Origin of the sequence: Photorhabdus sp. RW14-46 (assembly GCF_963887965.1) — a bacterium.
Taxonomy (GTDB): domain Bacteria; phylum Pseudomonadota; class Gammaproteobacteria; order Enterobacterales; family Enterobacteriaceae; genus Photorhabdus; species Photorhabdus laumondii.
On record NZ_CAWPHH010000008.1, the window covers coordinates 77,796 to 100,990 of the forward strand.

25 protein-coding genes, 1 tRNA gene and 2 pseudogenes are annotated in these 23,195 nt (G+C 40.1%); 9 read left to right on the plus strand and 19 right to left on the minus strand.

All coding sequences use genetic code 11. The features are described from left to right. Nucleotides 1-33: 33 nt before the first annotated feature. A complete protein-coding gene (locus AACQ38_RS09265) occupies nt 34-990 on the minus strand; it encodes a glycosyltransferase (protein WP_165577957.1) in 957 nt (318 codons plus the stop codon). Nucleotides 991-1,250: 260 nt separating this feature from the next. Here AACQ38_RS09265 and AACQ38_RS09270 point away from each other — a divergent pair. Next, a pseudogene (locus tag AACQ38_RS09270) lies at nt 1,251-1,352 on the plus strand (tail fiber assembly protein); the annotation flags it as partial. A gap of 349 nt (nt 1,353-1,701) precedes the next feature. Here AACQ38_RS09270 and AACQ38_RS09275 read toward each other — a convergent pair. From AACQ38_RS09275 to AACQ38_RS09350, 18 genes and pseudogenes are all read right to left on the minus strand, one after another. Then, a complete protein-coding gene (locus AACQ38_RS09275; protein WP_165577958.1) occupies nt 1,702-2,328 on the minus strand; it encodes a tail fiber assembly protein in 627 nt (208 codons plus the stop codon). Further along, nucleotides 2,328-3,089, minus strand: coding sequence for a phage tail protein (locus AACQ38_RS24045; protein WP_165578005.1), 762 nt, complete (start codon nt 3,087-3,089; stop codon nt 2,328-2,330). The genes AACQ38_RS09275 and AACQ38_RS24045 overlap by 1 nt, the downstream gene beginning before the upstream one ends. 402 nt (nt 3,090-3,491) lie before the next feature. Beyond that, nucleotides 3,492-3,956: pseudogene (locus AACQ38_RS24050) on the minus strand (tail fiber protein); the annotation flags it as partial. 290 nt (nt 3,957-4,246) lie between these two features. Then, entirely contained in the window at nt 4,247-4,819 is a 573-nt protein-coding gene (locus AACQ38_RS09285) for a DUF2612 domain-containing protein (RefSeq protein WP_058589691.1), read from the minus strand. Further along, nucleotides 4,816-6,009, minus strand: coding sequence for a baseplate J/gp47 family protein (locus AACQ38_RS09290; protein ID WP_058589692.1), 1,194 nt, complete (start codon nt 6,007-6,009; stop codon nt 4,816-4,818). The genes AACQ38_RS09285 and AACQ38_RS09290 overlap by 4 nt, the downstream gene beginning before the upstream one ends. After that, nucleotides 6,002-6,349, minus strand: a complete 348-nt coding sequence (locus tag AACQ38_RS09295; RefSeq protein WP_109791679.1) for a hypothetical protein — start codon at nt 6,347-6,349, stop codon at nt 6,002-6,004. The genes AACQ38_RS09290 and AACQ38_RS09295 overlap by 8 nt, the downstream gene beginning before the upstream one ends. Next, entirely contained in the window at nt 6,346-7,101 is a 756-nt protein-coding gene (locus AACQ38_RS09300) for a phage baseplate assembly protein V (protein WP_165577959.1), read from the minus strand. Before AACQ38_RS09300 ends, AACQ38_RS09295 begins: the two co-directional genes overlap by 4 nt. Then, a complete protein-coding gene (locus AACQ38_RS09305; protein WP_165577960.1) occupies nt 7,098-8,057 on the minus strand; it encodes a phage protein in 960 nt (319 codons plus the stop codon). Before AACQ38_RS09305 ends, AACQ38_RS09300 begins: the two co-directional genes overlap by 4 nt. 89 nt (nt 8,058-8,146) lie before the next feature. Then, nucleotides 8,147-8,452, minus strand: coding sequence for a phage baseplate plug family protein (locus AACQ38_RS09310; RefSeq protein WP_011147248.1), 306 nt, complete (start codon nt 8,450-8,452; stop codon nt 8,147-8,149). Then, complete coding sequence (locus AACQ38_RS09315; protein ID WP_165577961.1) at nt 8,437-9,042, minus strand: phage baseplate protein; 606 nt, start codon at nt 9,040-9,042, stop codon at nt 8,437-8,439. The genes AACQ38_RS09310 and AACQ38_RS09315 overlap by 16 nt, the downstream gene beginning before the upstream one ends. A gap of 2 nt (nt 9,043-9,044) precedes the next feature. Further along, nucleotides 9,045-10,814, minus strand: coding sequence for a hypothetical protein (locus tag AACQ38_RS09320; RefSeq protein ID WP_165577962.1), 1,770 nt, complete (start codon nt 10,812-10,814; stop codon nt 9,045-9,047). Then, nucleotides 10,804-10,929 (minus strand): DUF6889 family protein, encoded by a 126-nt coding sequence (locus tag AACQ38_RS24055; RefSeq protein WP_255417038.1) that lies wholly within the window; start codon nt 10,927-10,929, stop codon nt 10,804-10,806. Before AACQ38_RS24055 ends, AACQ38_RS09320 begins: the two co-directional genes overlap by 11 nt. A gap of 77 nt (nt 10,930-11,006) precedes the next feature. Continuing rightward, nucleotides 11,007-11,417, minus strand: coding sequence for a phage tail assembly chaperone (locus tag AACQ38_RS09325; RefSeq protein WP_165577963.1), 411 nt, complete (start codon nt 11,415-11,417; stop codon nt 11,007-11,009). Nucleotides 11,418-11,530: 113 nt separating this feature from the next. Then, on the minus strand, nt 11,531-11,971 hold the full coding sequence (locus tag AACQ38_RS09330) for a DUF3277 family protein (RefSeq protein ID WP_011147252.1): 441 nt from the start codon (nt 11,969-11,971) through the stop codon (nt 11,531-11,533). A gap of 9 nt (nt 11,972-11,980) precedes the next feature. Continuing rightward, nucleotides 11,981-13,450 carry a DUF3383 domain-containing protein gene (locus AACQ38_RS09335; RefSeq protein WP_207631821.1) on the minus strand — a complete coding sequence of 490 codons (1,470 nt, stop codon included), beginning with the start codon at nt 13,448-13,450 and terminating at the stop codon, nt 11,981-11,983. A gap of 3 nt (nt 13,451-13,453) precedes the next feature. Beyond that, the gene (locus AACQ38_RS09340) at nt 13,454-14,002 is read right to left on the minus strand and encodes a phage neck terminator protein (RefSeq protein ID WP_445260618.1); all 549 of its coding nucleotides are present in this window, start codon (nt 14,000-14,002) and stop codon (nt 13,454-13,456) included. A 409-nt stretch (nt 14,003-14,411) separates the two neighbouring features. Next, on the minus strand, nt 14,412-14,831 hold the full coding sequence (locus tag AACQ38_RS09345) for an antiterminator Q family protein (protein WP_011147255.1): 420 nt from the start codon (nt 14,829-14,831) through the stop codon (nt 14,412-14,414). A gap of 1,163 nt (nt 14,832-15,994) precedes the next feature. Continuing rightward, a tRNA-Thr gene (locus tag AACQ38_RS09350) sits at nt 15,995-16,070 on the minus strand. Nucleotides 16,071-16,817: 747 nt separating this feature from the next. Here AACQ38_RS09350 and AACQ38_RS09355 point away from each other — a divergent pair. The 8 genes from AACQ38_RS09355 (at nt 16,818) to AACQ38_RS09390 (ending at nt 22,912) form a co-directional block, all read left to right on the plus strand. Further along, nucleotides 16,818-17,183, plus strand: a complete 366-nt coding sequence (locus AACQ38_RS09355; RefSeq protein ID WP_041380164.1) for a Dabb family protein — start codon at nt 16,818-16,820, stop codon at nt 17,181-17,183. Beyond that, nucleotides 17,173-17,595: a DUF2000 domain-containing protein gene (locus AACQ38_RS09360; protein ID WP_011147257.1), complete on the plus strand. Its 423-nt coding sequence runs from the start codon at nt 17,173-17,175 to the stop codon at nt 17,593-17,595. Before AACQ38_RS09355 ends, AACQ38_RS09360 begins: the two co-directional genes overlap by 11 nt. Nucleotides 17,596-17,608: 13 nt before the next feature. Beyond that, complete coding sequence (locus tag AACQ38_RS09365) at nt 17,609-19,012, plus strand: phenylacetate--CoA ligase family protein (protein WP_011147258.1); 1,404 nt, start codon at nt 17,609-17,611, stop codon at nt 19,010-19,012. Beyond that, the gene (locus AACQ38_RS09370; RefSeq protein WP_011147259.1) at nt 19,009-19,956 is read left to right on the plus strand and encodes a branched-chain amino acid transaminase; all 948 of its coding nucleotides are present in this window, start codon (nt 19,009-19,011) and stop codon (nt 19,954-19,956) included. The genes AACQ38_RS09365 and AACQ38_RS09370 overlap by 4 nt, the downstream gene beginning before the upstream one ends. A 21-nt stretch (nt 19,957-19,977) precedes the next feature. Then, nucleotides 19,978-20,556, plus strand: coding sequence for a prephenate decarboxylase (locus AACQ38_RS09375; protein ID WP_165577965.1), 579 nt, complete (start codon nt 19,978-19,980; stop codon nt 20,554-20,556). Nucleotides 20,557-20,624: 68 nt separating this feature from the next. Continuing rightward, nucleotides 20,625-21,167, plus strand: coding sequence for a carboxymuconolactone decarboxylase family protein (locus tag AACQ38_RS09380; RefSeq protein ID WP_165577966.1), 543 nt, complete (start codon nt 20,625-20,627; stop codon nt 21,165-21,167). Nucleotides 21,168-21,188: 21 nt separating this feature from the next. Continuing rightward, complete coding sequence (locus AACQ38_RS09385; protein WP_165577967.1) at nt 21,189-22,136, plus strand: ornithine cyclodeaminase family protein; 948 nt, start codon at nt 21,189-21,191, stop codon at nt 22,134-22,136. Nucleotides 22,137-22,285: 149 nt separating this feature from the next. Continuing rightward, nucleotides 22,286-22,912, plus strand: coding sequence for a LysE family translocator (locus AACQ38_RS09390; protein WP_109791688.1), 627 nt, complete (start codon nt 22,286-22,288; stop codon nt 22,910-22,912). Nucleotides 22,913-23,195: the final 283 nt, after the last annotated feature.

A 23,195-nucleotide genomic window follows, 5' to 3' on the forward strand; every position in this document is an offset into this window, starting at 1 on the left:
ACAGGGAGGAAACCATTACGAAACTAGCAAGATTTAGTGAAACCCTGCTTTATAAAGAGCAAACGCAATGAAACGGAAAAATGTTTTTACTCTTTGAGTATCATTCATATTGTGGATTTTTTCTATTAAAGAAAACCATTTTTTTGCTGTGGACTCTCTACCATATTGTTCAAATCTTTTTTTCCCATTAGATACCATTGATGTATACAAATCTGGTCGATTTCGTAGTTGATCCACCGCCTCTATAAATTGTTCTGGTGTCTTGGCAATTAAATAATCTAATTCACTTGTTCGTATAGCCCTCATAGAAGGTTCATTATCACAAATTAAAGGGCAACCAGCACTCCACGCATTGATAAGTTTGCTAGCTGGTTTTCTCATAAGGTCAGAACCACATTCTTTCCTAAAACTTATAGCTATATCGATGTCACTATAATTAGTCCAGTCATCTGTTGATATTCTAAGTGCTATACCTCTTTTGTTTAACTCGCTTATAAGATTTTTATCTGTAAAAAAATCAGGTAAAGCATCAACGTGTCCAAAAAAACCAATAGTTTTTATTTCATTGCTATCTTTAGATCTGCATTTTAAATTCGGTTGTGGCCAGTGTGGTAAAAAGATTTTTCTAGGTCCTGTTTGTAGTGGATTTTGTACAACGATACAATCAGCTCCATAAACAGGAGGACGATCAGCTTGACAAACAATAGTGTATCCTACCCACGGCCTAGTTCTAAAGCTAAAATCATCGTAGTGTAATATATTAACTGCATCAGCACGGACTTGATTGGTTAATGTAATATCAAGATAATCACCGTAGTAATATTTGAGATTAATTAAAGTTTGAAAAACCCAGCAAGCTTTACCTTTACGATACAATCTATCCGGAATGAAGTCAGAGTTGATTTTTTGATTAATTATCTTCTCAAAATCATAAGCATAGTCGTTTATGAATTTTTGGTTAGAAACACCGTTAACAATAATCTTTTTCATTGCTAAACTACCTCCTAAGTTTTAAACTTTAAATAATATCATCTTTAATATTTAAGTTAACATAATTATATTATAATACGTTATGAATTGTATTTATGAGTTGTTTCGAACGGCACCAATCTAATTATCCAAAACTCAATAATAACACCTAACAAACTGAATTGTAAATAAATTTTTATCTGATGCGAAGGAAGGAATTTAGAGCAAAGTTACGACAAACAAATGAGACACTCTCATTGTTATAAAACTCGGTTGATTTAGAAGTTGCAACGACGGATGAAGAAGCAACTTTGCTAAAGTGGAAGAAATATAGAGCGTTACTGAGTCGAGTAGACACTTTACAAGTTCCTGATGTTAAATGACCGGAAGTACCGAAGTAATGATAGGTCAAAACGGCCCTTGTTGTTATTTTGGGGGTTATTCTAGATGATATAGATAAAAACTTAAATAAATATCACATAAATATTCAGAATTAGCAAACTGACAATATCAACATGTTAATTAATGACTAAAGGGACGGCGTGCTGTGAAAATCGGTGGTAAAGTGAAATTGTGAGCTGATTTTGATGGTGTAGCTAGATAAGAATAACTATCTAAAATAAACCTCATATTTTGATAAAAAATACGTCACCGAAATTTTATCAATTCAAATGACATGTAAGATTTCTGCCTTCGATTGTTATCGGGCTGCATAAGCAGCCCTTATTGTTGTCATTCTGGCATCTCAGGCCATTTAATATCAGGAACCAATGAAGTGTCAACACGGTTCAGCAATACCAGATATTTTTTCCATTCAAGTAACAGAGCCTGTTCTTCTTCCGAAGCTAATTCAGTATCAACGGCATATTGAAGCAACGTAATGGTTTCATTAACTTGTATGTACAGTGTGTCGCGCAGTTGTTCTGCCTGCTCAATCTCACTATCCTTTATTGCTGCTTTGTCAGTCACCCACTTTGAGCCATCCCATCGATCAAAATGAGTCGTAGGCTGCTTGAATGTCAGGATCTCGGGTAATTCACCCAGATCAGTAATTTCTTGTGGTAAGCGAGTTTGTGTGTTGTAAGCTGTTTTCCCTCGGAAATCGGGTGCAATTTCCCAGTGATTTCCGTCTGCTGTGCGCCTGACAGCCAGAGAATCGGATTCAGGAAGTGTCGGAGCATCTGTATAGGAACTTGCCGGTATTCCTATCCCCACCATCAGGTATTCTGGTGTTGCGCCGATAAACTCTCTTGAATGAGGTGCTGCATGGTAGATTGTCAGCCAGCCTGCTTTTTCTGCTAATCCATCTTTACCTAAGATTGCCTTTTCCGGTTCTAAAGAATATTTTTGCTCTGTCATTATGCTGCTCTCACTATATAGTTAAATGCAATATTACGGGGGCGGGTTTCTGTTCCACCTGTTGCTTCTGTCGTTCCATTAGTATCCACAGCCCCCCATCCACCTCTACCATGTGATTCTCGCTCAAGGGCTCCAGTAAAAACACCACCATGTGTATGGCTATGGATATCATAATGTTGCCATGACAGAATCCCACGCCCACTGTCCACACCCCGCCCATCATCCCAACCACGGATAAATTCACCGCGCAAATCAGGAAGCACACCTGATGGATAAGCGGCGGCTAACTTCGGATATAGCGATTTATTAAATGATTGACCGTTGCATGCGAGATAACCAGCAGGCACATTCGGTAACGGCCATGGAATTGGAGCACCAACTGGATAAATTTCGCTTTCTCTTCCAGATAATAAATAAGAGTAGACTCTCCCTTTAACTGCCCCATTAGGGACTTCTGATAACTTTGCCATCTTAATTAATTGATTAACAGTTGCATTATCTGACACAAAAGCATTTAAAATTATGTTTTGAGCAAAAGGACCAATGAATATGTAAATATCATAGTTATCACCAGATGTATTAACAGTTGCTAAGTCAGTAGGTGCATTAGTATTAACTGTATACATCACCGCATTGATTCCATTCGGGTATCCATTCCCTGTTCTTAAAACTATATTAGTGATAGCACATTGCTCAAAATTCCCAACGTTATACCCGGAACCACCAGCGATATTAATATTGATAGTGCTCATCACTTTCATTGTTACTTCAGCAATTTTTACCCAAGCTGATGTTTGTACCGTCAGACTACTAATATATTGTTTACCTGATAAAGCCCCCACATCCTCAGCAGTAGGCTTATTTTTCGTACTATATTGAATAGTCCAGGGTAGATATTGCCCCGGTCCACCCCATGTTTGTCGCGTCGCAATATCGCCTTGATGGGAATAATATGTTTGATGAATTTGCTGATCATTATTTTTAAATACAACAAGAAATCCATACGAGTAGATTTTCACGTTGTTATAAGCGGGTAAATCAGTTACAGAATTAGGATTAGCAATATATACAATATAGATACCATTTTTGGACGCGTCCGAAAATCGGCCATTATCAGTTACACCAAAGAGTACTCCCGGAAAAGCCCCCACATCCCCGGCATTCAAACTGACATCCCCACTCAACGCCTTGCCATTAATTTTCCGACTGTTCGGCACGGCACTTTTTGCCAATTCCACGGTTTCTGTTAAACCAAGGTTTTTTATAAACTCACTTTTATTAGGGATATCTGCGCCATTCTGGTTTTTTGCCAATCTGCTATTAGCATTATCTGTAGCCCTGTTTGCTTCATCATGAGCATTTTTGGCTGCTACGTTTGCTGTATTTGCAAAATCGTATGCTTCCTTAATTGCCTTTGGCGTCGCCGCTAAGGTTTCATTTGTGCTATTTGTTGCACTACTCAGTTGTACAATCCCCTTCTGAGTCAATGAGGCATCAGAAACACCACTCAATTTGCTCTCAGCGATTTTTCTAATATCGTGAACTGCTTTCGGCGTCGCCGCTTGATCTTCTCTGTCAGAATTTGTCGCGCTGTTGAGTTGCGATATGCCTTTCTGCGTCAGTGAAGCAGCAGGGATTTCCGTAGTAATTTTATGTTTTAATGCTAAATCCAATTGCGCTACGAGTTTCTCCAGGTCACCATCATCCATAACGTCTTCCCCGGTTTTTTCCGCAATATATTTCCCTATCACCGCGGCTATAACCGAAGATTGGCGCCAAACTTTATTTAAGCGCTCACTCCTTGCTATTCCTGATTTAAAACCCTCCTCAATAAAATCTGAACTTTCATATTCTTGTTGTGATAAAGTATTCGCGTTTTCACCAATGGCAAATGCTTTAAAATCATTTTTAGCCATTTCTAACCCTCCACTATATGGTAATTAACCGTTATCCCCATAGGTTTAAGCGAGAGATAACCCTGATGGATGATTTCTTTAGTAATTGTACTGATTGATTTTCCTTTAATCGTTACTGTGAATGACATATCCAAGTTATCTTCAAAAGATACCGATAGGCCATTATTTGAATGAATAAAACTCAGGATGTTATTAAATGACCCAGCCGTTCCATCCCAGTTATTCGCGCCTATTTTCGCTTTAATGACAACCCGATAATTATCATCATCCAGTTTGATATAACTTTTATCACTGTCAAACCGCCCTTTCCATTGTCCACTATCAAATCCCAAGTCAGTAATATCAAAGGAGAAGTAATAGGATTCAATTGGAGTTTGGATCATTCGATTTCTTCCTACCCATTCTCCAATAATATCAAGCTGTTTGCCCACCGCTTTATCAAGGTCAAAACTGCTAATCAGTAAATCTGTGGTCAGCGCATTCTGGTTGAAAATATCAGTCACAGCTTCCAGCGTCCTGACATATTTTTTACCCTCCATGTGATATGCAGGAATTAGCTTCATATATTTGTTCATTCGAGCACCGTTACTATTTTAATATTTTCAGGTGAGCACGTCGGCGCTTGATTAAATGCGATGTCAATGTTCGCCGTTCCGGTTGTCGATGCTGATTTACCCACTATCACAGATAATACTTCATATGTCTGTCCACCGTTTTTATTGCATAAGTTTGCCGGCACAAATAAACGAGTAACATAGACTCCATCACCAATATAAAGCGATTTTATATAGTTAGATATTTCATTACGAATATTATTGCCAATATCTGATGTATATCCAATAAAGGGTTTAATGTGTATTTCAACGTAAATTGGCACCAGTGTAGGACGATAGAAGTTAATCGTTTTTTTATTACCATAATCATCAGTAATCGTTTCAGAGGTGGTGCCAAATGTCGGTATGCCCGGCGTTTTTTTCACCAAGATGGTCCGGGCAATCTCTTTCGAGTCTCCACCATCAATGACAAGTGCAATGCTGTGAGCAGGTATGCCATTCTCATCCGTTTTGTCTGAGTCGTTGTCATATCCCCGGTAACGTGAAACTCCATGCAGGTTGGCAATGGCCCCCATCAGGCCATCCATAATGGTTCTCGAAGGCAGCGCAACGGAAACCGCTTGCCGTATTCGCAGTTCTACATCGGTTTCAATTCCCCGACCAAGTGTCGCCGCAACCGGGTTTGTCACGGTTTGCCAACCCAATGTTGGCGTAGCAATTTGATTAACCGTGTGGGGCAATGCGCCGATCGCGCCCGCTTTTTGACAAATCGCGGTCACAATAGCCTGCCCGTGTGTATCTATAATCACTTCATCCGGTAGTGACCAAGCGTTTCCCGCATCATCCCGGACGGAAGCGTTGCGGATAACCGTGCCCGCTCGACCAGTGACCAAAACATCCACCGTTGAGTTACTGGAGCTTTTTCTGGTGATGCCGTTGATCTTGACATTACGGGAAAGCCCTTCGCCCACCGCGGTTGCCGGGCTAAATGAGTTATAGGAGGCAATGGTTGCGTTGTTACAACCGTGAATAACGTAGGCTATCAGCGATAAAAAAACACCGTCTTTACTGTCAGATTCGATGTAAATATCGTCCCCATAAATATCCCTGAATATTGTCTTCCAGCTATTCAAGATGGTTTGATAATCAGGAGCATTGATCCCGTTTTTATCAATAGCAGGTAACATGGTGTTGATAATACTTTCATACATCAGCAATTACTCCTGTCTGTCCATAAATCGTGTCTATCGTGGCGGTAATGGTGATTTTTCTTGTTTCAGGGTTTCTTTCACTACGGTATTGGGTAATGCTCTCTACACCCGGCGTTTGCAGTATTCGCTGTCTAATAATCAGGTCATAAAAACCCGATGTGCCTTTACCCAACACGTCGTCGTAATCTGTCCCCTCTCGGTTATCAAGAAACCATTCGCCACTGCGCAACATCAGGCGAGTTTTCACTGCCTGTGCGACCGCTTCCGGTGAGTTGATAAGAAAACCCGCCTCTCCACGACCAAATACATAGTCGTTGTCAATTTCTCTTCGGTATCTCATTGAGGTTTCCCCGTCTTACCGCTACCTGACTGCACACCACTATGTACATGGTTTTTAAGGCTAATCCCTTCCGCTGTCACATCATGACTCACCGTGACAGGACCTTGCAGGGTTGCGGTGCCACCACCCGCGCCCATGCCCTGTGATAAGTTGCCGTTAATGGTGACGTTGCCGTTTAGGATGATGTCAGGTGAAGTGATTTCAGTACCGCCATTAGCTGTAGCGGTAAGTTTTGCCGGTGTGATAATCGTGACGTTATGGCTGTTGGGATCGAGTTCGATATACGCCGCACCATCATCACTTCTCAGTTGCGCGGTGTGAGTGCTGATGTTCGATATTTTTTGTTGCTGAGATTGTGGGCCAATAAGCGCAAATCCATCGGACAGGTTATGCTGCCTGGGATCTACCGGCTCTTGTACACCGCCAGATTGCCACCAATAATCGATGCAACGATCAGCAAATACGACTAAACATTCATCACCGGCTCTTATCGGAAAGGTTAACGTCACGCCACCTCCCCTTGGGAATATAACCGGTACATCCACTAATAGTGGCAAGGATACCGATTCCAGTTCCCCATCTTTTTGTCTGATTTTCCATCTGATGGCCGGTTGCGCGGTGATGGTTACTGCATCAGCATTAAATGATTGAATAATGCAAGGCAAGGAGACATACAATCCGGCGCTAATGACTTCTTGCATAGCAAAAAAGACCGCTTCGGGCCTATTGAGTCGTTCGTCAGTATTTATCATTCGCTCTCTGCCTTATCCTTATGGTGAGTTGATTGATTCAGCAAAGTGTGATCGCTCTTGGCGATACACATTATTGTCATGTACCACTCTGTTTCGCGGGTATCACCGGAATAGTCCACATTGAAGACAATGTAATCACCATCTGCATCCAACATTGCCAGTTGGGTTTTTGCATCCTTCTTATGATCACCAGATTGAGCAGCTTGTTTAGTCGCCGGATCAACCGGTTTGATTGAACGGTTATCCAGTCGGATTAATGTCCCGGGGCGGATATTCGGGTTAATTAAGCATGTAACGTTAATACCTGAACCAATAGTTTGTTCAGGCATACCAATAAGACCTGTCTTTGAAGTCAGGACAATGGCTTCAGTTAAGTATTTATTTTTAGGTACAATATGTAGTTTGTTATCCTCATAGCGCCAATTAGCATCACATTGTTTTGCCAAATTAGAAACTTCATTGCGGTGCATGCCAAAAAGTACTTTTCCCCTAGGGGATGCTGATTTACTGAATTCAGGGCGTAGACCGGCCGAAATGCCATATTTAGCAATATCACGCATGAGCAAATGATCTAAATCTGCTTGCGAATATCCAGCCGCAATGGTGGTATTCACGGTCGCGTAATTGTGGGCTTCATCCCCGTCTGCTGCATGAATCACAACACAAGTATCCGTTGCGTTGTCCCTTTTTACATACGTGTACTGAATTTGGCCTGAGAATATTTGTCCTGAGTTCTCCTTGTAACCCGCCACAAATTTAATCTTTTTAAATTCATTTTTACGTAATTTATTACTGGTTTCGTTATTGAGGTTATATAGAGTAAAAATACCGGTAGCAGGATTGGAAGATTCCGTTCTGCTAATGTTAAATGTAATTTTCAGATCTGATAAATTGACCTTTTCGCCATCTTTGTCTACAACGATAAGGTGGCATTCTCTTATCCATTGTTTTGACATAGTTCACCTAATTAATAGAAATAAAAGAACCGCAATTAAGCAGTGTATGTAATAAATTATTAAAAATATTTTCCCTTACTCTCATCAAGTTAACTTATTACAAAGTATAACCTGTCCTCTTTACCAAGATTATTCCTGAAAGGTTTCTCCTGATTTATATCACCATAAAAAATTAATGAGCCGTTAAAACCAAGATGGCGATATTGTTCCAGTAAGTCAATCCCAAAAACCAACGGCAAACCTGTAACGATAAATTCACTGTCCGGCGTCATAATATCCAAAATCCAACCCGCGATATCACGCCACATTAATCTCATTTTATAGTTAATGCCATTGAGCTGAATATCGAATTGCTGATTTTGAGGTGATAAAGGAATTTCTACAACCCTAGCCATTTCTTACCTCGCTCTATAATAAAATCAAGAATAATTTTTGGCATTGATGGCTTCACCGTGACTTTAGCTCCCATATTAATGACAGGTGCTGTATCTTCAGGATTTTTCATATTTTCGGCCGGCGCGGCCTTATTCGGTGATGTTTCAACAATAACAATTTCACGCAGGTTTAAAGCCACCGATAAAACATTTTCACTGGTTCTATCTGTTGTGACACTGATATCTTTAATCAACATATTTTTATATAAGCGCTTTCCCGTTACGACATCAAACGGTTTATGTGATGCCCTCAGGTCAAGTAACTGTTGATATATATCACGCGGACTGGTTCCAAGGCTCAGCCCGGTAGAAATATCAAATACTTTTGTCGTATCAATAATATCAAGCAGCGAACCTCCACCGGCAAAACCTAAATCCATTCTTACTTCCGATGGGCTGTCATAAGCATGATCACTGAATGTCACCCCCTGCTGGACCGGATGATCGGTGATATTCGATACATCGGTATGGGTTTCTGAAATAACGACACTCGGTACAATAACACCTATTTTTCTCTTTTGCTGAGAAAACATGACTGATAATATATCCATTGTTATTTCACCTGTGTTTGCATATTTCGAAGCAGCATACTGTGAGTACGTTCTACCGTTTCTCCGGTCAATCTTGCCGCTTCTCTGGGGGATTCAACACCGTTGACTTCAATATGATAATTGACCTCTCCTATTCCCGGTATATTATTGCCGGCAAATATTGGCGCACGATGTAATAAAAAGGGAGTCAATCCCTGATGATTCATCATACCGTTGATATTGGTTACCGCGCCGTTGATCATTCGGTGATCAATGGAAATATTCTGCAAAGAGTGAGCTACATGATTTAAATGTCCAGCCTGCTTTGGCGCTTTATTCGCTGGCTGTAGCTCTGCCATAATCGCCTTCCTGATAAATTCTGGTGAATAGGGATTACCACCACTTTCCTCTATCATCATGCTATCAATCAGCCGTTGCATCACATCAGGATCAGTGAGATCAAGGAATGTATCCTTAGAAACTCCCATCATTTTAGACACATTGGCAATGTACTGTTTGGTTTTATTATGATCTTTCTTTGGTGCCCATGTCGGGACAATACTTGCAATAGTCTGTAGCTTTTTTCCTGTGGTTTTACCACGAAAATAACGCGTCAACTGATGAGCAGTAGCTCTTAATCCACTATAAGCATCTGGATACTGAGCAAATCTGGGCTTTGGGTTATCTTCAAGCACCGCCCCGGTCTGATGTACAAAGTTCATATTTAATGGATTGTTATTCCGTACTCCTCGCGAAGATTTTAATTTTTTTAGCTTTGCTGCTGTAAGCTCACTATTAAAAATATTCGTTGGTTGATTAACTGGAGTATTTAATTCCTTAGGCGCATCGTGATGTTCAACAATACCAGCCTTAAGATGATCTTTATTTAATCGCTTAGTCTTGCGCTTCTTTTTCGTTTTACTTGATCGTTCTGATACTTTACTGGAAATATCAGCAACTTTTTGGCTGTATTGTTTGTGGATTATCGTTTTCTTACCATCAATTTGTTCTTGGTATTTTTCATATTTATCTTTACTGAAAAATGGAGTCAAGTCAGAAGCAAGATAAATCCCATGTGTTGACATCCAATTATCGAGTTGATCATATGTTATAAGTGGTTTTTTATTTTTATCATACTCTCTTTTCCGCCGTGACAACGTTTCAGCCACTGTTTCGTGATTTTTCTTTGCTTCTTCCTGTAATGCATTTAACCGACTATTAAAATCAAATAATACACCCAGAACAATTTTTCTTCCTGTAAATTTCCATAATTCATTCAATGTCGCCAATAAACCTTTCGCAGAAATTTCTCCTTTATCTAACCATTTAACTAATTCCTCAATGGCATTAAATATGTCATCACTATCAAGTATGCTGGTATTTTGATTAGCACAATCCGTTGTTGCTTTTAATAACTGCTCATTCATTGATGCGACCAAGGAGGCAGTATTAAAATGGCGACCATTTGTATCATGGGATTGAGCATTAATGCTCGGCAGAAATCTCTCTACACCTCCCACCGCTCGACGGACGCTTTCCTCATTGATAGATTTAATTTTTTCAACCACTGCGTCTGTTTCTTGCAACTTACCGTATAACTTATCCAATCCGTCAGCTATTTGGGTGATAAAACTGGCCACAACTGATGTTGCGTTTTCAATTTCCGCCCTCATTTTGAGAATGCCAGACGTGACTTCGGTGATAACAGCCATAAATTTACGCTGTTCCACTTCATCAACATCAAACCTCAGCGATATCAGGAAATCTTTAGTTGTTTCAACGTCATTGCTCATTTCGCCACCTCTCTATCATGGCCTCATTTTCCGATTTAACATCAAGGGCATCATTCATCAATGCAATATCAGCTAGATCAAGAACGCTGTTTTTCAATGATTCATAACGGCACATGCCCGCAATGACCGGGCGTAACAGATAATCACGCCCTTTCGGGAGGGTTTCAAAATTTAAATTGGCTTGTCCTGAGATTACACTGCACTCTCTAATGGGGCGGGAAAAAAATTTCCCAATGCGTCTCGAATAATAAATCCGACAATTTTCAACAGTTCGAAGCCGTTGATGTCATCGAACATCAATACCTGTCCATCAGGTTCATAAATCCGGTTCCAGATACCATTCTGTTCACGAGAAACCACTGATAAGCAAATATCATTAATTTCATGTCGGTTGGATTTTCCTAATGCATTGATGGATTCCACCAAATAAGGGAGCACTTCTTCAAAGCCCGTCACTCCATCATCACTTTTAGCTGTCACAATCTTTTTCATCAGCGGTCCAAGTGCCGGAATAGCCGGAGCCAAAGCCACCGCTAAATCTTGTTGCTGAAAAGCGTTCAATTTACCACTGCGATATTTTTTGCCATCAATTTCAAATTCCATGATCACTTATCCTCAAGCTCGCTCAAACTACCGCAGCATAAGTCCGACGTAAAAATAGAGACAAATGCTGCGGCAAATTTAAAGGTGATTTAAATGGTTGTGAAGTAAGCTGGTTAGAATGTGCCTAACATGATGTCGATTTTTCCGCAATCAAATACCCAAGAAACGGTACCGCCTGCTTTGTTATTCTGCAAATCCGGTTGTTTCTGAAAGGCGACAGAGCGAGCAACAGCAATGTCATTACTTTGTTTATTGCGAATAACAATCACGTTATTACCCCATGCCGCCGATGAAAGCGATTGTGTGCTGAGCATCGCGTTCAATTTAGCGTTTACCGGGCTCGTCTTAAGTAAATTAACGGTGATAGTTCCAGACTTGGTTGCATGCAATGAATGCATGACTTCTCCGTCTGCACCGGTGGTCATGGTGTTTTTACTCTCCGACATGGTGACGGTAATTCCCTCATCAGAGAGCGCGGCACCGTTACCAAGATCAAAAGAGCCGCCAACTCCGGTAATAGAAGCGGAAACATCAAGAAAAGAATATGTAGCCATTTTCAACCCTTATCTGTTTACATTAATGATGACATCAGCGTAGTGGACAGCACCGGCTAATTTGATTGCACACTGAATAACCGGTGCTTTTCGTGCTTCTCTATCAGCCTGTGCCTGTGTCGCAATTGGCGGTGCGTAAACGTAGTAACCTTTGGTTAATGTTGCGCCCGTATCCAACGCACCAATCGGATCGCCACCCCATACACCATGAGCGATTAATCCATTTGTCGCCGCTTGCGCCAGTGACTGTTCAACATTGGTGATTAATCGTGTGACACCTTCATCAGTCTGTGGGATCTTGCTGGTACTGGTGTAAAGCAGGTTATAAAGATTGTTCTGAACGTAGTTCTGCAACCAATCCAGACCGTGGCGCTCATCAATGAAATCCCCATTCACCATGACACCTTCCTGAATAATGGCCGTATCATTGCTGTATTTAACAAAAACGTTGCCATGTATCCCTTTCAACACATTGGCTTGCGTTGCGGTGAGGTTTTCTGCGGTTACCGCGGGTTCCTGTTTAAATTTCAAGGTGATGGTGGTGTTATTGCCGTTGAAATTGACGGTAAACATACGGCCCAACAGCGAAGCAACCGTGTAGGATTTACCGGTTGAATATTGCCAAAGTGTGCGTTGATAGTTTCTCTCTTTTAATTTTGAGCCGATATCAGTTTTAACATCAGCATCCAAGACATCCGCTTTTTGCGCTGTATGTCCATAGATGCGGGGAACAGATGCGGATTCAATGTAATCAGCAACAGAGAGAATATCTTTATCCGTCAGAGAGTCATCAGCGATAACCAACCCATACCAGCCACTGGATACCGATCCCAGTGCCGCCACCGCCTCAGCAATGGTTTCTGCTTTGGTAGATTCGATAGCGGTAGCTCCCGATATTTCGTCCAGCTTTAATAAATCACCAATATAAGTTCCCGTCGTTGCCGGTGAAACATAGCCAACCGCACCTACAGAATTCGGCATAATAGCGAAACGCGAAGAAGAACTATCATATGCGACTGAACAATCTTTTAACTTATCTGCTATCCGTTGGGCCACACCATTAAGATTGGCCTCTTTACTCAAATCGACGCCGCTGTATACCGTTTCTTTACCGTTAATCGTCAATTTAAAAGAGCCATCGGTGACAGCAATAAATTTGCTCATCATTTGCTGCTGTTTAGTCAATACCGCCCCTTGTAAAGAGGAGACCACATTGTCCTTAGCCCACCGACCAATATATAAATCAACCGGACGGGGTGACTGGGAATAATAAAGCGCCGCGGCCTGATACTCTGGTGAACTCAGTCCAAAATCAGCACCGACACCATCGATATCCGAATACCGGCGTAAACGTTCATGAGGGTTGATCACGTTACTTGCACCGATGATCAGTAACGCCCCAAAGTTCCGGGATTGAGCCGCATGAGGAGCCATATTCAACGTGACATTGATAATGTTTGAAACAGGTAAACCCTGCATAATTTAATCTCCTAAGAATTTGACAGGCGCTTCCACCAGTGATTTAACACCGTATTCACGCACCACTTTTCGCCGCAAGGTGATCGTCATGTCATAACGACGCCCCCTCTGGTTATTGATAAGTTCCGGTAAAGAAGTCAGCCGGCTGAGTTTGTCGACTGAAAGACCGAAACGTTCCAATTCATCATTGTTCTGACTGACCGCCACGCCATCACGAAAACAGGCACCGTACCGCTGGCTGTTCGGGCCATAAAAGGAGATCAAGCACACAATTTCCTCATGACGCCATAACTTGGTTCCTTCGTCAGTCTGGTTCTCAAAAGCCGGCGAGGCATCTGAAATAAAATCCGTGATAACAAAATCACACCCGTCATCATCTGCCGGTAACTGGGGTAGTTGTGCTGATGTCCATCGAGAACGCACTTTATCGTCAGGCAAACCAGAAACACCGCCTAGCCAACGACTCAGTATGTGCTCCAGCTCATCATCGTATTCAGGCCCAAGCGTGACAGGTGTTAACCAACCCGCTTTATCACTACCGTTGCTCATCAAAAATACCTCCATCAAACAGCAATAACTCACCCTGTGCTTGGGTAAACCAAGCTTTGCTGAAGGCTTAGCTCCCAACACCGAGTTATGATTGATTTAATCGGGATACCAATCGCGAAAAAGGTAAAAAATATGCGTAAGCGATTCGCGACGGCAAATACGAAAAAGGCCGCAACACAGTGCGACCTTCGACAATTATGATTTAAATTTTCACTTATTTATCAGAGTACAATAGAAGAAACTTGAGATTCATTCGTACCAAACAGAGTTCATTGGATAGCATGAATTTTTTAAACTGAATTTGATGTGGGTTAAGCCCTATTTTCCCCATTACCTGCAAATATCCAAATGAAAAAAGCCCCGATATTTCCATATTTCATTTCTATCAGGGCTTATTCGCAACTTTAACTAATTAGTACACTACCATAGCTTTTTGCGTACGCGCAAGCTTTTTGTGTTTTTGTATTTCATCATCCATTTCTAATTTAATATCGAGCATAGCCAGACATCCCTGAACAAAACTTTCTCCCTTTTGCAACCGGGAACGTACTTCAATATCAGGTACTTTAATTAAACGCGCGATGGACCGTTTGGAAAGCCTTAAAGCGTAGTACATAAATAAAACTTCAATTTCTTCAGACTTATCCACCGTCTGCAACTTTGCGATACAAGCATCAATGATCAAGCCATCGTTATCACAGCAGGAAGGACGTAATGAACGAGTTGACGCAATCAGACCTTTAAATCCAGCAGCGATCGGTGGCCAATTAACACCAGTGGCATCATCAACCCAACCGCCCCAACACTCTAAAACTTGTTGAATATTGCGCATATATTTTGACCTTAACTTTTAGTAACAAATAGTAGTAAAAATTATTTTCATGATGGTCTCATGCATCCATGCATTCGGCATTATAACAAATTTTTCATTCTCTATTTTTGTGTTTCTCTGTTACGTAACTATATCATTTAAATACACCTATTTACTTAGTCTATTAAATACAAGTAGTAAATAACCCCTATTCTTGACCAAGCTTAGTTTCAGAGGAAAACACATAAATATCGTTATTAATACGGATGACCACAACGTGTTTCTCTTCCTCATCTACGTATTTATTATACAAATTTATAATCTTCATTTAATCCTCTAATGTACCTTCCTTTAAAACGCTTAGCACCTAAAGCAACATGCATGCTCTTTATTATTTATCAAATTTTTTCAAGCAACATAACACCCCCTTTTTATTATGAGATGAAAAATGCATTAAATAAAAAATAGCACAGATTTTTTATCTCATGGATATTTGAGTGTAAAAAATATTTTTAATCAACTTTGAAATCTGTCATAAAATGCCGATTAAGAATGGTGTCCACACCTGTGCCGAAGACACAGAAATCGGTCTGTTTACTGGATGATGGACAACGAAACGGGTGCAAATGTGAGATCGCAACAGCCCTATTCGCAATATCGCCAGCAGATCAGGCAGAACATTTAAGATATCCACAGAATTAATGTTGCTAACGATAAATTACCAATTATCAGGTAAATATCTACGTGAAAAGTTTTAACACTGTCAGATATACCCTCTGCTGAACAATGAGATTTTTAAACCTATGCTATTTCCTACTCACCCTATCCCATCTTATTTTCAGCTCTCGCCAGACGAATGGATGGATACACACCTATAGCAAATATTTTTTCATGCCTGGAAAACAGATATCCCAAACGCTAATATTTTTCTCTGTTAGTTTTTCCCAGCGAAAATAAATTCGTGTTATCTAAAAATTTGCTACCCTATATTTCTAGTTACGTGGTTTTATTTCGATCAGCTTAACCGTAAATTTAACCATGTTATGAATGAATTCAGAAACTCGTTTTAGCGGGAAATTGTACTGGAAAATAGCAGAATTAACTGGATATATAAATAGTATTATCTACTATCAAGCAAGAAAAAGCCGTTACCTTCTGAAAAGATAACGGCTTCTTATTTGATTTGGTGCCGGCTACCGGAGTCGAACTGGTGACCTACTGATTACAAGTCAGTTGCTCTACCAACTGAGCTAAGCCGGCGTGTTTCAGGGCTAGCCCCCGAAAGCGTGCGCAGTATATTACAACCCATTGCAAACAATCAAGCAGAAATAATTACCCGTCATCTTTCAAGTTGCCTCTTTGTTGGCTGCACTCTCTCACCCCGGTCACATCGTTATCTATGCTCCCGGGGATTCGCTCCCTTGCCGCCGCGATCCACCTTGAAAACCCACCAACGCAAGACTACTGCCTCTAATCTTCTAAATTGCTGGAGTTTCTTATCAAAATACAGCCGATGAGCGGGCTATTTACTGACAAATCAGAAATAACAACGAAATGCTTTATCATCTTTGCTACCTATATAAAAAATAGCCACTGGTCGTAAACTAGCCTGTTTGTCTGGCGACAGTGGAAGATAAAATATCCAAAATAACCTGTCTCCAAACAATATGAGGATCGGTTAACATGTTAAAAAGCAAATACTCAAAATATGGTAGAACACAAGGCGACAAAACATATTTTCAAGGCGTAAACGCAATCAAATTGAGCTTGTTTTTTATAAGCCAAAGGCAAGCCATAACAGCTTTCTTATCATTGCCAGAATCACAATATTGCCACTCTTCCTTAAATTATTACCACAGGGAAATAGTTGACTGCTATAAATGCAATGTGCTATTTAAATTAGATGCAAATCAAAAAAACTAAATCAGGCATGCGCTAATATTAGGTATAAATCAGATCGTTTCTATAGGTTATTATAACTCAAAATTATTAATTATGAGGCAAATTATGCTGGGCAAAAATAACTTAATTGCACATCAAGTCTTATTTACCTTCAAGGATGGAATAAGCTGGGATAGTGAAAAGGCTATATTAGCCGAGAAGGTGACTTTAAATCATATAAATGAGATAAGTGAAATAAAAGGATGGTTTTGTGGCCGCAGTACGGTAGACAGAAAGCAATCAGTTGACTTTAGTTTAATTGGTTACTTTGAAAGTTACGAAGACCTGGACATATACATGCATCATCCCGATCATATAAAAGGCGTGGTGCTATGGAAAGAAATAAGTACATGGACAGTCTCGGATATTATTATTGATCTAAATAAGTTGATAAATTTCACTCAGTTAATAGGAAAGTCGTATGGAGTTTGACGAAAACCTACATAAAAGTGTCGTCGTTATCGCTGATAGTCTGCCGCTTGGGTTAGCCATGAATGCACTGAGCGTCATTAGTGTTTCAATAGGTAGAAATATCGACGGGATTGTAGGACACGATGTCTTTAGTAAAGATAGCATTTGTTATCCCGGTGTCATTAAAACGCCTTTGCCTGTTTTGAAAGCAAGTCATGATGTACTGGATGCTATTCATAGTGAATTAAAATCTAACGATAATTTTAAATTGAGCCCTTTCTCCTGTTTGGCGCAATCATGCAGAACATATGAGGAATACGAAGGAAAATTATCTGCTGAGCATTCGGATGAATTGAAGTTATCTGGAATTGGCATAGTTGGACCAAAGAAAGATATCAATAAACTCACTGGCAACTTACCACTTTATAAATAACCAGGTAATATATATGTATTCCATTTTTAGAAATGAACTTCATGAATTAGGTATGAAATACCTTACCGAGCTAAAAAAATACCTGTCTGGCGAGATAAATATCTCCACATTGGAAAAAATACAATACGAAAAATTAAAAGAAGTGATAAATTATACGAAAAATGGGTCAGCTTTCTATCAAGATCGTCTAGATGCAATAAACCCAAATGATGATGAAAGTTTATCCTCATTGATTGAAAAACTTCCCTTTACTACAAAATCAGATCTAAGTAAGGCGGGAAACACGATATCTTCAGATAGCCTAAGTAACGCTTGGATATATTATGAAACCACAGGGACGACTGGGCCATCAACGCCTTGTCCTCGCAATGAAATAGACTCTTTAGTCAATAATAGTTTTCTGACTCTGCAATATGAGTCTATTTTCAATCAAGAAGGCAAACAACACATTATTGGCGTGATGGGTCCAACGGAATTGCACTCCACTGGCGATACATTTGAAGATGTATTTCGCAGTTTAGGGCATACCGTTATCAAAATGTGGCCTCGTTCGCCCGTTGTTGGCATGCACAGAGTACTCAGGCTGATACAAGACCTCAAAATAACCGCTTTAGTTTGCACACCTGCGGTCGCCGCTGAGTTGTTAAAATATTGCCGGAACAATGCATGTGATGCAAAAGAATTAGGTATCGAGATCATTTTAGTGCTTGGCGAACTTATTACGCCAAATAGATTAAGAAACTTATCTCGGAATTGGGGCGCTAAAATTTACAACTGTATGTATGCCTCACAAGAAACATCAATTCTGGCGGCTTGTAACAATACCAATAAGCTTATTACTATTCCATATAACAATTATTACGAACTCATTTGCCCTTTTACCCAGCAAAAACTCAATGTTGGCGATAATCACGTTGCGGGCGAATTAGTGATTACCCATTTATATAAAGGGAACAAACCTCTGATTCGATACAAAACAGGGGATATGGTTCGATGCAAAGCAATAGGCTTAAATCAATGGGAAATAGAACCCATCGGCCGGGTAAAAGATGTATTAGTATTAAACAATGCCAATGTGTATGCTTTTGATATTGAAAATGCCATCTTTGAAGAACTCGAATATTGTTTTGAATACTTTATTGAAATCAACAACACAGCCGGTACAGATAAGCTCAAGATCACTTTAGAACCGAGTGACGAATTAAATGATGCGTCACTCATGAGTAAAATAAAGCAAAAAATGGAATCCAAATTCAATATGAATGTCGACATCCATGTCGGAGATGTCGGTGGACTGATTGGAACCGCGGCAATGGTAAGTTGGAAAGCAGCACGCATCCATGATCTGAGAGATGATACCAACAATATTGAGCGAAATTCGGCTTTAGAGATCATGAACAAGAGGGCCAATAAATGACAAACAATATCGTTAGCCCAGTTAATAAAGATTGGATCGTATTTCTAGACGGGGAATATCTCAATTTTAGCAATGCGACCTTTCTTGCCAATACACAAGCTTTAAATTATGGCACCGGTACATTTGAGGGGATCCGGGCTTATTGGGATCAAGACAATAACCAACTTAATCTATTTAGAGTGCATGAGCACTATGAACGGTTAATTCAATCAGCTAAAACATTAAAAATTGAATTACCCTATACCAGTCAGGAGTTAACCGATATTACTAAAAACATCATCATTAAAAATGGTTTCAAGCAAGATATTTATATCAGGCCATTAGTGCTTAAAAAGTCGTTAATGCCGGGTGAGAAATTTGGCGTTAAGCTAAGTGGTGTAAATTCAACCCTCTGTATTAACGCTTTACCTATGGGCGCTTATGCCAAAAAAGCAGAGTTTACATGTCTTATTTCAAAATGGCGACGTGTATCAAATGCGGCAATTCCATCATCTGCCAAAATTACCGGCACTTATGTTAATTCCGCACTTGCTCATGAAGATGCCAAAGAAAACGGATTTGATGATGCTATCATGTTGAATGAACAAGGCATGTGCGCAGAAGCAAGTACATCAAATGTTTTTATTGTAAAAGATAATTGCGTTATTACACCATCGCTTAGCGCTGGCATTCTTAATGGAATAACCAGACAATCTGTTTTCGATATTTGTCAATTCCGCAATATTCCTTGTATTGAGTCAGAAATTCAACAAAAGGATCTCTATGAAGCAGATGGCTGTTTTTTAACAGGCACTGGCCTTGAAATATCAATCGTTTCACAAATAGACGATGTGTCATATAGACAAAAAGAAGATTCTATAGCCAATGTTATTGCCCAAGATTATCAAGAAATAATCAGAGGCAGAGTAGATAAGTTCTCACATTGGTTAAATCCGGTTTATTAGTGTAATTCCAGGAGAGACATCATGGAATGTGTTTTTTTTAGTTTCTACAAAGATACATTTGATGTTCTAAATATTGCTACCTTAGGCCCGTCAGGCACAAGTAGCGAGCAATCCGCTATTCGTTTTGGTGAATTTGCTATTAAAAATAACGTCGCCAGAAGTTACCAGATTGTTTTGTGTAATACTTATGAAGAAGCAAGTAATCAAATTATTTTAAATAACTGTCAGGCATTGGTGGTAGCCAATGCTTATTACAATATCAGTGAGTTTTATATGGATAACAGGTTTAACTTGTCATCCGCATTTTTAAATTACACACCTAATTATGGTATCGCTATTCGTGATGAATTAACTACAGATAATATCGTCATTGCAACTCATCCGGCACCAAAGGCTTTAATCCCAGAGTTGTTGCCCGATAATCTAAAAATTGCAGATATCATTTTTAAAGACTCAACCAGTTCAGCCGCAAAAGCAGTCGCTAATTCAGAGGTGGATGCCGCACTCACGACAGAAGTAGCAGCAAAATTACACAATTTAAAATTTATTTCTCATATTCGACCAATTCAAATGCTTTGGTCAGTATTTACAGCCTCATAAAAGCTAATGTTGCTTTAAAATAGGCAAATATATAGATCTTTTTAAAATTTCAATATACAGAGGTTATTATGTCTTTACTTACGCTACACACTATTGCTACCACACCTGAAAAAAGTAAAAAATTACTTCAAAGTTCTATTAATGATTTCGGCTGGATACCTAACCAAAGTGGTTATATGTCAGAATCTCCTTCATTATTAGCCGCTTATCAACGAGCACACGACCTATTTATTGATAGTTCACTGAATGAAGAGGAAAAAGCGGTGGTGTGGATTACAACCGGAGTAGAAAATGGTTGTAACTACACGGTTCAGGCACACGGCTATATTGCAATTCATAATGGTGTGGACAAAAAAACAGTTAAGGCATTGATTGAAAAAACCGACGATCTCTCCCCACGATTATTGGCACTACGTGAATTTACCATCGAGGTTATTTATTGCCGGGGACAATTGAAAAGAAGTGCTATTGATCTATTCCTAAGTCGTGGCTTCAGCAAACAGAATATGCTGGATGTTGTGTTAGGGGTTTCTCAAAAGAATATGTCGACAATTCTCAATAGTATTGCCGGAACCGAGATTGATGATAAATTCAAACTGGACGACCTTTAACTGATCTTGAAAGGCATCAATATGCTTTATGTCGATAAAGAAACCGTTGCACGTTATTTGACGATGGAACTTAGTCTTAAGCTAAGTGAAATAGCATTTAAATTGCAATCGGAAAGAAAAGTAGAGCAACCTTTGCGCAATATCGTTAAAGGTGAAGACGGCTTAATGGGCACTATGCCGATTTATATTAAGGAAGGGCCATACAAAGGGTTTGGGTTAAAGTCGGTGGTAGTGAGATTTCAAAGCAATAGCGATAAACCTTCACACATCGGTAGTGTGTTAGTTTACGACGAGCCAGGTGTTTCCGGGATTGCCGCGGTGGATGCCGGCGCTATTACAGAAATCCGCACCGCCGCCGCCTCTGCTTATGCAACCCATCTTCTCGCCGCAAAGGATGCTAGCCGGTTAGCGATACTTGGTACGGGCTTACAAGCAAAAGCACATTTGCAAGCCATGTTATCTGTACGCCCGATTAAAGAAATCACTTTATGGGGTCGTAATGCAGAAAGATGCCGAGAATTTGCTGCATGGTGTGATAAAACGCTCAATCTTCCCATTTCGATCAAAGCCTCACCTGCTGAGGCGGTACTCAATAGTGACATCATTTGCACAACCACGGCATCGCGTGACCCGATACTCAATAGAAAAGCGCTACCGGTTAAATGTCATGTCAATGCCATTGGCGCTTCGGCACTGGGATTTCAGGAACTCAGCGAAGATATGTATAGCAATACAACCCTATTTACTGATTCCAATGAATCGGTACTTGCCGCCTCTCAATCTGTTATTAAGGCAAGGGAGAAAGGTATTATTAACGGGTCAGACATTGGGATAGAAATTGGTACTGTTTCTCAATCTCATTCCAATTTGTGCGATCAGGGTGTGACTATCTTTCAATCCGTTGGTTTGGCCGTTCAAGATATGGTATTTTCTCGGGAAGTCATTCGACAACTAATAAAAATGTCTTAACTGTTTTGGATGAAAATAGGCCAAACTTAAGACGTTCAACATTAGAAAAATGTCGTTATTGTCTATAAAGAGCCGTTATTTGTCACTTGCATTCGCAAGTGACATTTCTATGTTCTGTTACTTCAAGGTGTTATTTTGAGAGGAAAGATATGCTAGAAGTGTCCCAAATAGTAACCTATACAGCGGCATTGACTGTTGCTGCGGCGATACCAGGCCCGGGAATGGCAGCATTGGTTGCCAGAAGTGTGAGTAGTGGCGCATTAGCGGGATTTAGTGTGTTGTTTGGCCTGATTATTGGTGATCTCACTTATTTATCCTTTGCGGTTTTTGGCTTGTCCATTATCGCGAGCAGTTTTGACACTTTATTTGTTGTGGTGAGATGGGGTGCCGCATTATATTTGGGTTATCTGGCGTGGCAGTTCTGGTTTGCCGATCATCAACCCATTGGTGAAGACCAACCCATTAAGAAAAAAGAGTTGGCTGCGGCTTGGTTATCTGGTCTCACTCTAACATTAAGTAACCCTAAAACGATCGCCTTCTATCTCGCACTATTACCTTTGGTGATTAACATGGAATCTATCTCGTTGCAAAACTGGGGGCTCATGTTAGTACCACTGACAGTTTTTGTCTTATTCAGCGTAGGAGCGGTATTTATTCTCGGCGCTCTCAGTATTCGACATCTGTTATCAAGCCAACGGGCACAACGGATTTTATTTAAAGGCGCGGCTATTATTATGTTCGTAACCGCTGTAACTATGCTGTTCAAATCCAATTAAAAAAGTTTAATTTCTCACCTTCCACGGTTTTATTGAACAAGAATCTGTCCTGAAAAACCATTCTTGTCAATAAATCGTGGACACACCATAAATTACAGACACAACTCGCGCCCGGAAACGACTACACACACTTTTACTCATTGGAAATTGATAGATTTCAGGTCAACCGGGCTGCGAGCTTTCATTCCCATCATTTACCGCTCAATAGACGATAACCATCTTATCGTTATGAAAATGGATTAATTATTATCTGAATGGCATATGGAAATAAAAAAACCCTACG

Excerpts from the sequence above, each read along its gene's own strand:
- AACQ38_RS09385 (WP_165577967.1), top strand. The coding sequence starts at position 21,189 with ATGCTTTATGTCGATAAAGAAACCGTTGCACGTTATTTGACGATGGAA.
- AACQ38_RS09275 (WP_165577958.1), bottom strand. The coding sequence starts at position 2,328 with ATGACAGAGCAAAAATATTCTTTAGAACCGGAAAAGGCAATCTTAGGT.
- AACQ38_RS09360 (WP_011147257.1), top strand. The coding sequence starts at position 17,173 with ATGGAGTTTGACGAAAACCTACATAAAAGTGTCGTCGTTATCGCTGAT.
- AACQ38_RS09335 (WP_207631821.1), bottom strand. The coding sequence starts at position 13,450 with ATGCAGGGTTTACCTGTTTCAAACATTATCAATGTCACGTTGAATATG.
- AACQ38_RS09295 (WP_109791679.1), bottom strand. The coding sequence starts at position 6,349 with ATGAGATACCGAAGAGAAATTGACAACGACTATGTATTTGGTCGTGGA.
- AACQ38_RS24045 (WP_165578005.1), bottom strand. The coding sequence starts at position 3,089 with ATGAAAGTGATGAGCACTATCAATATTAATATCGCTGGTGGTTCCGGG.
- AACQ38_RS09310 (WP_011147248.1), bottom strand. The coding sequence starts at position 8,452 with ATGGCTAGGGTTGTAGAAATTCCTTTATCACCTCAAAATCAGCAATTC.
- AACQ38_RS09305 (WP_165577960.1), bottom strand. The coding sequence starts at position 8,057 with ATGTCAAAACAATGGATAAGAGAATGCCACCTTATCGTTGTAGACAAA.
- AACQ38_RS09300 (WP_165577959.1), bottom strand. The coding sequence starts at position 7,101 with ATGATAAATACTGACGAACGACTCAATAGGCCCGAAGCGGTCTTTTTT.
- AACQ38_RS09365 (WP_011147258.1), top strand. The coding sequence starts at position 17,609 with ATGTATTCCATTTTTAGAAATGAACTTCATGAATTAGGTATGAAATAC.
- AACQ38_RS09320 (WP_165577962.1), bottom strand. The coding sequence starts at position 10,814 with ATGAGCAATGACGTTGAAACAACTAAAGATTTCCTGATATCGCTGAGG.
- AACQ38_RS24055 (WP_255417038.1), bottom strand. The coding sequence starts at position 10,929 with ATGTGCCGTTATGAATCATTGAAAAACAGCGTTCTTGATCTAGCTGAT.
- AACQ38_RS09325 (WP_165577963.1), bottom strand. The coding sequence starts at position 11,417 with ATGGAATTTGAAATTGATGGCAAAAAATATCGCAGTGGTAAATTGAAC.
- AACQ38_RS09345 (WP_011147255.1), bottom strand. The coding sequence starts at position 14,831 with ATGCGCAATATTCAACAAGTTTTAGAGTGTTGGGGCGGTTGGGTTGAT.
- AACQ38_RS09370 (WP_011147259.1), top strand. The coding sequence starts at position 19,009 with ATGACAAACAATATCGTTAGCCCAGTTAATAAAGATTGGATCGTATTT.
- AACQ38_RS09330 (WP_011147252.1), bottom strand. The coding sequence starts at position 11,971 with ATGGCTACATATTCTTTTCTTGATGTTTCCGCTTCTATTACCGGAGTT.
- AACQ38_RS09390 (WP_109791688.1), top strand. The coding sequence starts at position 22,286 with ATGCTAGAAGTGTCCCAAATAGTAACCTATACAGCGGCATTGACTGTT.
- AACQ38_RS09355 (WP_041380164.1), top strand. The coding sequence starts at position 16,818 with ATGCTGGGCAAAAATAACTTAATTGCACATCAAGTCTTATTTACCTTC.
- AACQ38_RS09265 (WP_165577957.1), bottom strand. The coding sequence starts at position 990 with ATGAAAAAGATTATTGTTAACGGTGTTTCTAACCAAAAATTCATAAAC.
- AACQ38_RS09375 (WP_165577965.1), top strand. The coding sequence starts at position 19,978 with ATGGAATGTGTTTTTTTTAGTTTCTACAAAGATACATTTGATGTTCTA.
- AACQ38_RS09290 (WP_058589692.1), bottom strand. The coding sequence starts at position 6,009 with ATGTATGAAAGTATTATCAACACCATGTTACCTGCTATTGATAAAAAC.
- AACQ38_RS09285 (WP_058589691.1), bottom strand. The coding sequence starts at position 4,819 with ATGAACAAATATATGAAGCTAATTCCTGCATATCACATGGAGGGTAAA.
- AACQ38_RS09380 (WP_165577966.1), top strand. The coding sequence starts at position 20,625 with ATGTCTTTACTTACGCTACACACTATTGCTACCACACCTGAAAAAAGT.
- AACQ38_RS09315 (WP_165577961.1), bottom strand. The coding sequence starts at position 9,042 with ATGGATATATTATCAGTCATGTTTTCTCAGCAAAAGAGAAAAATAGGT.